The following is a 13,292-nucleotide window of genomic DNA, read 5'->3' on the forward strand; positions in this document are numbered from 1 at the left end:
CATTAGGGTAGTCACGACTCGGTTATGATCGAGATGCGCCGGGGGTGTAGTGTTCTTGTAGTTATACTACAAGGCCGGCGCCCTCGCACGGACAAACCGATTCGGAGTTCCCATGCTGAGCAATTCCTGTGACATGCTGGTCTTCGGGGGCACGGGCGATCTGGCCCTGCACAAGCTACTGCCGGCGCTGTATTACCTGCATCGCGATGATCGCCTGCACCACGACACCCGCATCCTCGCCCTGGCCCGCAGCAACCATACGCGCGCGGCCTATCAGGCGCTCGCCGAACGCCACTGCCGGGCGCAGGTGGCACGCGCCGACTTCGATGATGACACCTGGCGCCGCTTCGCCGAGCGCCTCGACTACTTCGTCATGGACGCCTCGCAGAGCGCGGACTTCGGGCGCCTGGCCAGGTACCTGGGCACTGGCCGGGAACGGGTCAGGGTGTACTACCTGGCCACGGCACCGGACCTCTTCGAGGACATCGCCTCGCACCTCGAGGTCGCCGGCCTGGCCGATTCGAACGCGCGGATCGTGCTGGAAAAGCCCATCGGCCATTCGCTGCAATCGGCTCAGGCGATCAACGCCGGCATAGGTGCCGTATTCGACGAGTCCCAGGTGTTTCGTATCGACCACTACCTCGGCAAGGAAACCGTACAGAACCTGATGGCGCTGCGCTTCGCCAATGCCCTGTTCGAACCGGTGTGGCGGGCCGGGCACATCGACCATGTGCAGATCAGCGTCTGCGAGACCCTGGGTGTGGAAAACCGCGGCGCCTACTACGACCAGGCCGGCGCGATGCGCGACATGGTGCAGAACCATCTGCTGCAGCTGCTTTGCCTGGTGGCCATGGAAGCACCGGTGCGCTTCGACGCCGAATCGGTGCGCAACGAGAAGCTGAAGATTCTCGAAGCGCTCAAGCCCATCACCGGCCTCGACGTACGCGACAAGACCGTGCGTGGTCAGTACGCCGCTGGCAGGATCGGCGGCCAGGAGGTACCGGCCTATTATTTCGAGAAGAACGTCGACAACGACAGCGACACCGAAACCTTCGTCGCCGTACAGGCCGAGATCAACAACTGGCGCTGGGCCGGCGTGCCCTTCTACCTGCGCACGGGCAAGCGGCTGGCGCGCAAGACGTCGGAAATCCTCATCCAGTTCAAGCCCGTGCCCCACCAGTTGTTCGGTAACGGCGAAGCCAACCAGTTGCTCATCCGTCTGCAGCCCGAAGAGCGCATCAGCCTGCAGTTGATGGCCAAGAACCCCGGCAAGGGCATGCGCCTGAAACCGGTCGAACTGGACCTGAACCTGGCCGACGCCTTCAACAAGCAACGCCGCTGGGATGCCTACGAGCGACTGTTGCTGGACGTCATCGAAGGCGACTCGACACTGTTCATGCGCCGCGACGAGGTCGAAGCGGCATGGCAATGGGTCGACCCGATCATCAAGGGCTGGAACCAGCATTACCAGCGGCCACGTCCCTATGCGGCCGGCAGCAATGGCCCGGAACAGCTTCAACACCTGCTGCAGCGGCATGGCCGCGAATGGATCGAGTGATCGGCAAGACGGCGTTTTCGAGACCGCGAGGCATGCCCTTGGCGAGGGGATCGCCGCCGGGCGGCATGCACATGGCTCGGGCCGGGTGTTAGTCATAAAGTGCTATGGCGCGCGGTGTATCGGCTTGCTATTAGATACCCATCGGCAAGGCCTCGATGGGTGCCCGCCGCTCGTCAGAGCGAGGGGTCCCCATTGGAATCACAGCTCAGCGATGCAAGCTGTGTGTCCGTCGCGCAGGGCGATTGCAACGGCACGAGGATCAGGGAAGTGCCTCACTCTTCAGAAATGCCCTCGGGTCACAAACAACGCGGTGCCGTCGCCGTCGAGTTCTCGATCACCTTCGTCATTTTCTTTCTGATCTTCTACGGCATGGTCGGTTACAGCATTCCCTTCCTGCTCAGCGCCACCTATCAGGAGCTGGCCACCGAAGCCTTGCGCGATGCCATTCGCTCCACCGATACCCGAGCGCCCACTGCGCAACAACTGGCAACCCATCAGCAACGCGTGTTGCAGACCATGCGCAACTCCTGGCTGCCGCAGGCCTGGACGCAGACCTGCAGTGGCTACGATGGCTTCTTGAAAACCGGCGCGGTGTGGAGCGTTTGCGTGCGCCATGGCAATCCCGAAAGCATCATGCCGGCACTCTCGATCTTCGGCTGGAAGGTGCCCCAACTGCCCAGCGAGTTACGCGGCGAAGCCAAGATCCGGCTGTACAACGCCGCTGCGGGAGCCTAGGCATGCAGCGCCCTCGATCCGCCTCCAGGCGCCAGCGCGGCGCTTTCAGCATGCTCGCCGCCGCGACCCTGGTCATGACCATCCTGTTTTTCGCCCTGGTGGTGGACAGCGGCCGCCTGTATCTGGAACAGCGCAACCTGCAGAAGCTCGCCGACACCGCAGCGCTGGAGTCCATCTCCAGGCTCGAAGGCGGAAACTGTGCGCTGGACACGGCCAAGGCACAGCTCTATGCCCAGGATAACGCCGCCTCGTACGGCTTCCCCGGCAGCGCCCAGCAGTCACTGAGCGCATCCTGCGCCAGCCTGTCGATCATCGACGGCCTGCGGGTGCCGACGATCGATGTCAGTGGCAGAGCCGTGAGGGTCGTCACCAGCAGCCAGGTACCTTCCAGCATCATCGTGCGTACCGGTGGCCTGTTCGGCCTTCCCGGCAACGCTACCGTACGCCTGCAGGCCGTGGCCGTAGCGGAGAAAGACAGTGATCCGCTGGCGGTATTCAGCGTCGGTGCGCAACTGCTCGACCTGAATGCCAGCGGGCTGCTGCCAAGGCTGCTGAAAGCTGCCGGGGTGAACGTGAACAACCTGACCCTGCTCGACTCCGAGGGCCTGGCGAATGCCCAGGTCACACCCGCCGGCCTGCTTCAGGCACTCGGGGTGAACGTGGGTATAAACCAGCTCAAGGTGCTCACCCCGCAAGGGCTGGCTAGCCTGGTGGACACCCAGATCGGCGCGGTCGGCATCCAGCGGCTGATCCACGTATCGGCCACGCTGGTCAGCCAGGATCAGGCGCTGGCCACTGAAGTCAGCGCCCTCGGTGACACGCTCGCCAACTCGCAACTGAACAACGCCACGCTGAACCTGCTCGCGAGCGACGGACGTCCCGGCCTGCTCAGACTCGTCACCGGTTCGGACCAAGCCCTCGGATCGGCACTGGATGCCAAGCTCGCGCTCGGCGACATCCTGGCTACAGGACTGATGGCCGCCGTCCAGGGACGGGGCCTGCTGCTGGAGCAGCTGAATCTTCTCGGGCTGGTGAAGATACGGCTTGGCGTCGTGGAGCCGCCGTCCATCGGTATCGGCCCGGTGGGGACGACGGCCTTCAACGGGCAAACTCGCCTGTACGTCGATATCGACAGTGCTGGCATGCCTCTGGCCAATTCGCTGCTCACCACCTTGGCTACCTCGATCAAGCTGCCGATCATCGTCGACCTGGTGAGCGCCAAGGGCGAGCTGACTGAGATCAACTGCTCGCTGACAAAGCCGGAAGCGACCATCGAGGTCGAATCCACCATCGGCAATATCTGTATCGGTACGATGCCCGGTAATACGCTGTGGTCGACCCGCAACAGTTGCACCGAATCGGCCCTGCAAGACGCCACCATCCTGAAACTGCTCAATATCGATCTGATCAAGGGCAAGGCCGCCGTACCACTGGTTGGAACCGGTACCAACCCTGTGCGGGACGAAGTGACGCTGGCCGTGGACGAGTCCGAGATAACCACAGTCAACCAGTTGAAGATTGGCGACTCCATCGCGAACCTGCTGACCCAGGTGACCCGCCTGATAAGACTTGGCACCCCGAAGGGGTCGGACGGCTACCCGGGCTTTACCTCGACCCAGGCAGCCCAGGTCGCGGACAAATACCTGTCCACCTACAGCAGCAAGGAAGCCATTCGAGCGGCCCTGAAAGCGGACGGGCTGACCTGGCCCAGGCCCGTGGCCCTGGTGCTGGATACGACGATGCCCGATGAGTGGTACAGCAAACTGCCCCTCATCAACTGCTCTACCAACAAGACGCGTTGTCGCGATGAGCTGATCACGTCATTGCAGACGAAGCCTCAGGGCGGTGCGCTGAGCAGTGTTCTCGCCGGCGTGGCCAATGCGCTTGGCTTGGGCGGCAACTCTCAGCCCTTGCTGCTGACCATCCTGGGCCCCGTGCTGGATATCATCAAGCCGCTGCTCAACACCGTGGGCAGCGAGGTCAGCAAGCTGCTCAGCGGCCTTGGCCTGGACGTCGGCAAGAGCGAAATAAAAGTCCACAGCATCAGCTGCGGTATCCCCTATCTGGTTCACTGAGGTGTGACGTGGAACGCTGCGCAAGGAAATCACAGCGAGGCGCCGTGGCCATCGAGTTCGCCATGCTGTTCGGCGTGTTCTTCGTGGTGGTCTACGGGATCATCGCCTACAGCATTCCGCTGCTGCTGTTGCTGACCTTCAAGCAGGTCAGCGCCGATGCCGCCCGCGCTACCCTGCAGGTCGACCCCGGCAACCCCGCGTACACGCAATTGCTCAGCAGGGAAATCACCCGCGTGGTCGAGCGCAGCTGGCTGCCGGACAGCTGGCTGGGCGGCGACTGCCCACCACCGGAGCAGGATGCCGCCGGCTTCAGCTGGACCAGCCTGCCCGGCCAGAATGGCCATCATTCCTACGGCCATGTCGCCGTCGACACCCGCGACCCCAACACCCCGCGCTATGTGCTGCACGTCTGCCTGCAGCGCTTCTACAACAGCGAGGGGGCCAAGGACAAACGGGCCATCGTGCCGACCCTGAGGCTGCTCGGCATCAGCATCCCGAGCCTCCCGGTGGAAGGCGGCAATGTGGTCATACGGGGTGCCACCACGGTGACCCTGTAAGCTGCCCCTCAGGCGCCGATGACGCCGCCATCGTCGCGGCTGATGACCATCACCGAGGAGCGTGGATGGACACCGGCGCGATGATCCGGGAAGGTCGACCCCCCCTCTTCACCCGGATGCTGAATGCCCACGAACAGGGTTGTGTAGTCCGGCGAAAAGGCCAGCCCGGTCACCTCGCACCCCACCGGCCCGACCATGAAACGGCGGATCTCCCCCGTTTCGGGGTCGGCGCAGAGCATCTGGTTGTTGCCCATGCCGGCGTAGTCGCCCTTGTCGCTGTACTTGCCGTCTGTCTGGATCCACAGGCGGCCGCCGCCATCGAAGCCGACACCATCCGGGCTGTTGAACATGTTGTGGGCATTGATCGCGTGGCTGCCGGCCTGAGGTGTACCGGCATGAACCACCGGGTTGCCGGCGACCACGAACAGGTCCCATTCGAAATCCTCCGCAGCCGCGTCATCACCCCCTTCGCGCCAGCGCAGGATCTGCCCGTAAAGGTTGTTGGCACGTGGGTTCGGCCCGCCCACTGGCTGACCTTCCTCACCCCGCTTGCTGTTGTTGGTGAGGGTGCAGTAGACCTGACCGTCCTGCGGGCTGACGGTGATCCACTCGGGGCGATCCATCCGCGTGGCGCCGACCTGAGAGCCCGCCTGACGCGCCCGAATCACCACGTCGCCCTGGCTGGCGAAGCCGTTCTCGGCAATGAGACCGTTCTTGCCGGCCGTCAGCTCGATCCAGCGGCCACGCCCCTTGGGATGATCGGTATTGCCGTCACCTTCGTCGAAACGTGCCACATACAGCGTGCCATGGTCGAGCAGATGACGATTGGCCTTGGCATCACCGCGATCGAGGCGGTCACGGGTGATGAACTTGTAGATGAACTCGCCCCGTTCGTCATCGCCCATGTAGACCACCACACGGCCATCGCGGGTCGTGGCCAGGGCAGCGTTCTCGTGCTTGAAACGTCCGAGGGCGGTACGTTTGATCGGCTTGGACTGGGGGTCGAACGGATCGATTTCGACGATCCAGCCGTGGCGATTCAGTTCGTTGGGCGTCTTCGCCAGATCGAAACGCGGATCGAAGCGGTGCCACTCGTTTTCCGCGCTGGCATGCAGCACGCTGAAGCGCTTCTGATCGGCGCTGAACGGCAGGCTGGCATCGCTGCTGCCGAAGCAGTCGCTGAAGTTCTCTTCACAGGTCAGGTAGGTGCCCCAGGGGGTCTGGCCGCTGGAGCAGTTCTGGAAGGTGCCGAGCACCTCGATGCCAGCCGGGTCGGCGGCCGTCTTGAGCAACTCGTGGCCACGTGCCGGGCCGCTGACGTCCATTGGCAGGTTGCCATGTACACGGCGGTTATAGGGCGAGCCCTGTACGAACGCCCAGCCACTGGCGCCACGGCGCACTTCGATCACCGTCACGCCCTCGGCATTCTGCGCTTTGCGCACGTCTTCGGCGGATTTCGGCAAACCACCGTGAGCCAACAGATAGCGGTAATTGACGTATTCGTTATTGATGGCCATCAGCGCACGATCCGCGTCACCCGGCCAGGGGAAGAAACTCATGCCATCGGTGTTGTCACCGAACTGCTGCAGCTGTTCGGCGGCCGTGTTGCTGCCGTCGCCCTTGAACGCAGGCCCACCGGCATGCAGCGGCTGGCCCCAGCTGATCAAGGTGCTGAACGAATAGCCGGGCGGCAGGGTGATGGTATCGGCCGTTGCAGCAGCGATGTTGGCGAAGCCAAGCAGTGGACTGCCAACAGCCGCACTGATCGAATCGGCCAATACGCTGCGCCCCAGCAGGCCACCGCCGAGAAACAGTGCCGCACCGGTCAGCGCACCGGCGCCGATGAAGCGACGGCGGGAAAGGGTCAGGCGTTCAAGGTCAGTCAATTGATCGTCATGCATCACGGCGCTCCTGCTTTCTTCTGATGCGCAGGGACGCTATGTCACTGACATGACGTTTGGATGACAGTTGATTGCAGCGCGTGTCAGGCCGCAGCGAAGTTATCGACAGGCAGAGCGATGTTCACAAATACGGTTATCTAACCTGTGGATAACCTGGTTACTCTCTGCCGCAGGCCATACGGCACAGGCTATCCAGAAAAGTGTACAGAATATGACCAGCAATCATGCTTTATTCACAGGTACTCTGGATAAAATTCGTGAGTACCTGTGGATAAACACTCAAGTGCCTTGTATTTCGGGCTCTGCAGGATTCAGGATACTTTTTGACCACTCCGCTGACAGCGCGAACCCCATGCTCCGGATCAGAAACGTCGCGTGCCGCTCAGCTCATCCAGTACCCGGGAGGTCACCCTGAAAACCACTGATGTATGGTCCTCGCCTGCTTCTATCTGGAAATCACTGCGCAGCCCGTACTGCGACAGATCTTCCAGGCGCAGCTGCAGAGCACGGGCATCCTGAATTCCCTGGGGTGCCTCGCGATCGCCTATCAACAGCGTGAGGCTGCTGTGGATAAGATCCAGTTGACCTGCATGGGCGCGTTTGAAGAATGCCCGTTCATGCTCCAGCAGGTAGCGATCACGCCACCACAGGCTCGGGCTGATAGCCACCACGTGCTGGAACAGCGCGGGGCGAGTGAACAGCGTATAGATGGCGAACATTCCACCAAAGGAATGGCCGACCAGGCTGCGCTGGTCCTGATCGACCTTGAAGCGCTCGGAGACCCGGGGCATCAGGCGCTTCTCGATGAAATCGAGGAACAGATCCTGCCCGCCCTGGGGCGGCACATTGCGCTCGGGCGGTTGTGGAGGCGACAGGTCGAACGCGCGGCGCTCGAAGTCCAGCGGCGTGTCGCTCGGATAACCGATGGCCACCAGGATCGACCCGCGCAGCCGCTCCTGAGCACGCTTGGCAGCGTGGAAGGCCGGGAAGTAGGCATTGCCATCGAGCAGGTAAATCACCGAATAGCCGCCGGTGTAAGGCACGTCGCCCTCCGGCAGGCTGATCATGATGCGGTACTCGCGCCCTTCGGCGCTCTTCATCATCCATTGCTCGGTACCGTCCAGCACCACCGGCTCGGCCTGGGCGACCGCCAGGCTGCCCAGCAGCAGCGCGCTCAGCAACCCACGCCACATGCTCATGGCGATCACCAGTTGTAACTCAGGCTGGTGACAACGCTGCGCGCTTCGCCGCGGTAGCAGTTGCTGTCCTGGCAGTTGATATAGCGCTTGTCCGTCAGGTTGCGGGCATTGAGGGCCAGGCGCACACCGTCCAGGCCACCACCGAAGTCATAATGCACGCCGGCATCGATCAGGGTGTAGCCCTCGTTCTTCAGGGTATTCTCGCCGTTGCCGTAGGTGCTGCCGGTATAACGCGCACCACCCGATACGCCGAGCCCGAACGGCAGGCGGTAATCCAGCCACAGTGACGCCAGGTGGCGCGGTACGTTCTTCGGTGCCTTGCCCTGGTAGTCGCTGTCCTTGGTGACCTCGGCATCGTTGAAGCTGTAGCTGGCGGTCATCCGCAGGCTGTCGCTCAGGTCGGACACGGCCTCCAGTTCCAGGCCACGGGAAACCTGCTCGCCGGTCTGCACCTGGAAGTTGTCATTGTTCGGATCACGCGTGGTCACGTTGCTTTGGGTCAGGTGGTAGATAGAGGCGGTGAGCATCGTGGTGCTACCGGGCGGTTGGTACTTGAGGCCGACTTCGTACTGTTCGCCCTCGCTTGGCTCGAACAGTTTGCCAGCGACGTCCGATCCACTCTGTGGCAGGAATGACGTCGCATAGCTGGCGTAGGGTGCCAGCCCGTTATCGAGCAGATAGAGCGCGCCGACCGAGCCGGTGGTGGCTGAATTGGTGGTCTTGCTGTTGATGTCACTGCCGAACTGGTCGCCATTGGAACGGGCATGTACCCAGTCGCGACGCAACCCGGCGGACAGGCGCCAGCGATCGAGCTCGATCTGATCCTGCAGATATGCACCCGCACGGTGCTCCAGACCATCTCTGTCGACCAGCACGGTATCAGGACGGGAGATCGGCTGGTGATAGTCGGGGGCATCGAGGTCGAGCGATGGTGCGCTGCCAGTGGCATACAGCAACTCGGTATCGAGCCAGGCATAGTCCACGCCGCTGACCAGCGTGTGCTGCAGATTGCCAGTGGCGAAGCGACTGATCAGACGGGTATCGGTGGACAGCGTGGCCATGTCCTCATAGCTGCCTGCGGTGCTGCGAGAGAGAATATTGTCGACGCTGACCACGCCGACATCCAGGTATTGATTGGTGGTGTCCAACTGACCGTAACGCAGATTCTGCTGCAGGCTGAAGGTATCGTCGAAGGCATGCTCGAACTCGTAGCCGACCGTCCACTTGCGCTGCTCGAGCTTGTCGAAGTACTCGTCGCCCTGCCAGATGTTGGTCAGGCGATCGCCATCCTGATAGAGCATCGGCGACGCCGCCGTCTGCCGTTCCTGGTACTGGGCCAGCAGCGTCAGGCTGGTATCCGGATCGATCTGCCAGCTCAGCGACGGCGCCAGCAGGCGCGTATTGTTGTCCATCTGCTCGATGGAATACTCGGCATCTCGATAGATACCCACCGTGCGGAACAGCACATCGCCCGCTTCATCCAGCTTGCCGCCGACATCGAACTGGCCCTGCCGGTGGTCGTAGCTGCCGGCCTGCACCTCTACCTGGTTCTTCGCCAGCAGGCTTGGCCGCTTGCTTACCCGGTTGACCATGCCGCCGGGGCTGATCTGCCCATACAACACGGAGGCCGGCCCCTTGAGTACCTCGATGCGCTCCAGGCTGTAGGCCTCGATGGAAGGCAAGGCCAACCAGCCACTGCCAGCCTGGCGCAGGCCATCCAGAAAATCGGCGGACTGCGTGGTCTCGAAGCCACGCACGTTGATGGTGTCGAAACGCGGATCCAGGCCCGAACCGCCGACCCGCACACCCGCCGTATAGGCCACTGCATCCTCGACCCGGTTGACCTTGCGGTCGGCGATCTGCTCGGCAGTCACCACGCTGATGCTTTGCGCGGTTTCCAGGATCGGCTTGTCGCTCTTGGTGGCGCTGCTGGCATTGCTGGCGAAGTAGCCGGGCAGTGGGGCGAAAGCGCTCTGCACGGAGCTCGCTTCGATGCTGGTGGCATCCAGTTGCAGACCTGCCTCTGCCCTGGCCGGTACCACCACGTAACCAGACGAGGTCTTCTGCGCAGCCAGGCCGCTGCCACTCAACAGTTCGGCCAGACCGTCCTCCAGCGAACCGCCGCCGGCCAGGCCTGGGCTGCTCAGGCCACGCACCGTATCCGGCGAGTAGGACAAGGTGATCCCGGCGCGCTCGGCGAAGGTGCTCAACGCCTGCTCCAGCGGCCCAGCCGCGATGCTCGGGGCGACGGCTGCGGCGACTGGCTGGGCCGCCTGCACCGTCACGCTGGCCGCGCCACCCAGCAAGGCCAGCGCCAGGCAGATGGCACCTGGTAATGTACGGGACTGAAGCTGAAACGGCAGGGGGCTGACAGCACGCATGACGGTATCCATTGAGGGAGTGATTCCCTCTAACCGGACGAGTGAAAAAAGTCCGACATTGGATTTAAAAATCGGGGCTTCATTGGCGGTTGTAAGGCGAAAGCAGCCGTAGGGTGGATCGGGGCGCGTAGCTGACGCTCTTTTCATCCACCATCGCGATCTCAGAGCGGTGGACGGATGAAGCGTCGTCCACCCTACAAATGACTGCTATCGCCTTCAAACAGCCACTCGCGGTCGGCGTCACGCAACCGGCATCACCCGCACCCACCAGCGCGTCCGCTCGACGATCTTCACCGGCAACAGATGGGTAATGTTGCTCAGCATCGCGTCAGGCTCGTCCAGGCGGAAAACCCCGGAAAGGTGCAGGTCGGCGACGGCGGCATCGCAGCCCAGCCAGCCCTTTCGATAACGCCCTGCTTCGGCCAGGAAGTCGGCCAGGCGAATATCGCTGACCACCAGCAGGCCACGCGCCCAGGCAAAGGGGTCGATAGCCCCTTTGCCAAGGGTGGTCGTACCGGTTGCCGACACACCCACCCCCTCGCCGCCCCGTAGCCGCAATTGGCCGGTTGCAGTGGACACCAGCGCTTCGCCACGCTGAACACGGATCTCGCTGTAATCGTCATGCTCGCGCAGCAGCACGCTGGCGTTGCGGCCCTGGCAGGTGGCGAAACGGCAGCGCGCGTGCCAATCGGCGCCCTCTATCAGTGCTTCGCCGCCCTGCAGGATCAACTCACGCCCCTGCACGTCCAGGGCGCTGCCGGTGTTGAGAACCACCTCGGCAGCTGCGCCCAGACTGATCCGTCGGCGCTCACCCGTCGCAGTGGCGAAGTCGGCTCGCCAGGTGGGCGAGGTCTGCGCCAGCAACACCGTCGCGCTGCCAGCCAGCAGACCGAAACCGAGCAACTTCAAGGTGCGCCGACGGCTCAGGTCCGCTTCGGCACGCCGCAGCAAGGGAATGCTTTGCCCGGCATCCGGCAGCCGATCGGCCTGAAACAGCCCGCCCATCTGCTGCAGGCGCTGCCAGGCCAGGCGATGACGGGCGTCACGCTGCAACCACTCCTGCAACTGCTCGTACAGCTCGGCACTGCCTGAGTCACGCAGGCGCATCTGCCATTCGATAGCCGCACGCACGATGGGCTCTGGTACCCGCTCGGAGGCTGCATTCACAGCGACGCCTCGAAGCAAGCGCGGTAGCAGTGCAGCAACGCGCTCGCGACATGCCGCTCGACCGTACGGCTGGACATACCGAGTTGCTCGGCGATCTGCTGGTGGGTCAGGCCGCCGAGCTGGTACTGCAGGAACGCCTCGCGCACCACCGGCTTGAGGCCGTCGAGCAAGCCGGCGATTCGCTCCAGGCATTGCAGCGCTTCGTGGCGCACCTCCGGCGATGGATAGCTGGCTTCGGGCAACTGTGCCAAGGCATCGAGATAAGCACGTTCAAGCGCATCACGGCGCCAGTGATCGATCACCAGGCCGCGGGCGACACGAACCAGCAAGGCACGCGGTGCACGATCAGTGATCGGTTTGCCACGCATCAACAGACGCACGAAGGTGTCCTGAGCCAGATCGGCCGCCTGCTGGGAGCAGCCGAGCGAACGCCGCAACCAACCATTCAGCCAGCGATGGTGCGTGCCGTACAGCACGTCGAGCGGGACGATGGAATCCGTTTCAGGTAGCGACATGGACGCCCTCCGAGGCCGACAAGCACAAAGAACACCATGGACAGGATGGCGACCGCGCACATTATTCGCGAATCGTTCTTATTACAACCATTGACGTGGTTCAGCCGACGGGCAGGGTCCATAAATGGCATCACCTGCACCCTGTGGTGACAGAAACGCAAATGCAGATATATGATTCATGTATATTTCGTATATAAGGAGCACCCATGGGCATCGTCAACATCGAAGATGAGCTGCATGACCAGATTCGCAAGGCCAGCAGCGTGTCGTGTCGCTCGATCAACGCCCAGGCCGGGTTCTGGATCCGCATCGGCATGCTGTGCGAGATGAACCCGACCCTGAGCTTCAACGACGTGATGGCCGGGGAGTTGCGCGCTGCCGGTGTGGTGCCACCGCGCCACGTGGTGGAGGGCGCATGACCAAGACCCCGGAAGAGATTGCCCTGATGGCGGAGTCCGGCAGGCTGCTGGCATCGGTGTTCAGCCATCTGGATGGCCTCAGCCTGCAGGGCATGTCGACCCTGCAGGTCAACGACCTTGTGGATAACTTTATCGTTCGGCAACTCGAGGCCCGCCCTGCCAGCAAGGGGCAGTACGGTTATGCCTATGCGCTGAACGCCTCTCGCAACCAGGTGGTGTGTCACGGTGTACCCAGCGCTGGCGAGGTGCTGGAAAGCGGTGATCTGGTGAATTTCGATATCACCCTGGAGAAGAACGGCTATATCGCCGACTCCAGCAAGACCTACCTGATCGGCGAGGTTTCTCCACAGGCCCGGCAACTCGCCGCAGTCACCTATGAAGCGATGTGGAAAGGCATCGAAGCGGTGCGCCCCGGCGGCCGCCTGGGCGATATCGGTCACGCCATCGAAAGACACGCCCGGACCCATGGCTATGCGGTGGTTCGCGAGTATTGCGGCCACGGTATCGGCAGGGAAATGCACGAGCCGCCGGAAGTGCTGCACTGGGGCAAGGCGAAAACCGGCCTGACGCTGCGCGAGGGCATGGTATTCACCATCGAGCCGATGCTCAATCAGGGCCAACCGGGTGTGCGTACCCTGCGCGACGGCTGGACGGTGGTAACCCGCGACGGCAAGCTCTCGGCGCAGTTCGAACACACCGTGGCGGTCACCGCCAATGGTGTTCGGGTACTGACGCTGCGCCCCGAGGAGCAACATCGAGTCGCTGCCAGTCCGACATGAAAAAGC

The 13,292-nt window shown here is 62.8% G+C and carries 11 protein-coding genes; 6 read left to right on the plus strand and 5 right to left on the minus strand.

Translation table 11 applies throughout. The features are described from left to right. Positions 1-112: 112 nt before the first annotated feature. The 4 genes from zwf to BLR94_RS05655 all read left to right on the plus strand — a co-directional run bounded on the left by zwf (position 113) and on the right by BLR94_RS05655 (position 4,925). Positions 113-1,558 (plus strand): glucose-6-phosphate dehydrogenase, encoded by a 1,446-nt coding sequence (gene zwf / locus BLR94_RS05640; protein ID WP_167359717.1) that lies wholly within the window; start codon positions 113-115, stop codon positions 1,556-1,558. A 267-nt stretch (positions 1,559-1,825) separates the two neighbouring features. Continuing rightward, entirely contained in the window at positions 1,826-2,293 is a 468-nt protein-coding gene (locus BLR94_RS05645) for a TadE/TadG family type IV pilus assembly protein (RefSeq protein WP_084303786.1), read from the plus strand. A 2-nt stretch (positions 2,294-2,295) separates the two neighbouring features. Next, positions 2,296-4,368 carry a pilus assembly protein TadG-related protein gene (locus BLR94_RS05650; RefSeq protein ID WP_084303787.1) on the plus strand — a complete coding sequence of 691 codons (2,073 nt, stop codon included), beginning with the start codon at positions 2,296-2,298 and terminating at the stop codon, positions 4,366-4,368. A gap of 44 nt (positions 4,369-4,412) precedes the next feature. Further along, entirely contained in the window at positions 4,413-4,925 is a 513-nt protein-coding gene (locus tag BLR94_RS05655) for a TadE family protein (RefSeq protein WP_244158087.1), read from the plus strand. A gap of 8 nt (positions 4,926-4,933) precedes the next feature. On the opposite strand, the gene BLR94_RS05660 is transcribed toward BLR94_RS05655, so the two are convergent. The 5 genes from BLR94_RS05660 to BLR94_RS05680 all read right to left on the minus strand — a co-directional run bounded on the left by BLR94_RS05660 (position 4,934) and on the right by BLR94_RS05680 (position 12,088). Continuing rightward, positions 4,934-6,826 (minus strand): PhoX family protein, encoded by a 1,893-nt coding sequence (locus BLR94_RS05660; RefSeq protein WP_084303789.1) that lies wholly within the window; start codon positions 6,824-6,826, stop codon positions 4,934-4,936. Positions 6,827-7,188: 362 nt separating this feature from the next. Next, positions 7,189-8,025, minus strand: a complete 837-nt coding sequence (locus BLR94_RS05665; RefSeq protein ID WP_084303873.1) for an alpha/beta hydrolase — start codon at positions 8,023-8,025, stop codon at positions 7,189-7,191. Positions 8,026-8,030: 5 nt separating this feature from the next. Next, positions 8,031-10,406: a TonB-dependent siderophore receptor gene (locus BLR94_RS05670; protein ID WP_244158093.1), complete on the minus strand. Its 2,376-nt coding sequence runs from the start codon at positions 10,404-10,406 to the stop codon at positions 8,031-8,033. Between the two features lie 240 nt (positions 10,407-10,646). Continuing rightward, positions 10,647-11,573, minus strand: a complete 927-nt coding sequence (locus BLR94_RS05675) for a DUF4880 domain-containing protein (RefSeq protein ID WP_084303791.1) — start codon at positions 11,571-11,573, stop codon at positions 10,647-10,649. Beyond that, positions 11,570-12,088 carry a sigma-70 family RNA polymerase sigma factor gene (locus BLR94_RS05680; RefSeq protein ID WP_084303792.1) on the minus strand — a complete coding sequence of 173 codons (519 nt, stop codon included), beginning with the start codon at positions 12,086-12,088 and terminating at the stop codon, positions 11,570-11,572. Before BLR94_RS05680 ends, BLR94_RS05675 begins: the two co-directional genes overlap by 4 nt. A gap of 206 nt (positions 12,089-12,294) precedes the next feature. Here BLR94_RS05680 and BLR94_RS05685 point away from each other — a divergent pair, with 206 nt between their 5' ends. Further along, positions 12,295-12,507, plus strand: a complete 213-nt coding sequence (locus tag BLR94_RS05685) for a ParD-like family protein (protein ID WP_084303793.1) — start codon at positions 12,295-12,297, stop codon at positions 12,505-12,507. Beyond that, the gene (gene map, locus BLR94_RS05690; protein WP_084303794.1) at positions 12,504-13,286 is read left to right on the plus strand and encodes a type I methionyl aminopeptidase; all 783 of its coding nucleotides are present in this window, start codon (positions 12,504-12,506) and stop codon (positions 13,284-13,286) included. Before BLR94_RS05685 ends, map begins: the two co-directional genes overlap by 4 nt. Positions 13,287-13,292 lie beyond the last annotated feature (6 nt).

The organism is Phytopseudomonas flavescens, from assembly GCF_900100535.1.
Classification (GTDB): Bacteria; Pseudomonadota; Gammaproteobacteria; order Pseudomonadales; family Pseudomonadaceae; genus Aquipseudomonas; species Aquipseudomonas flavescens.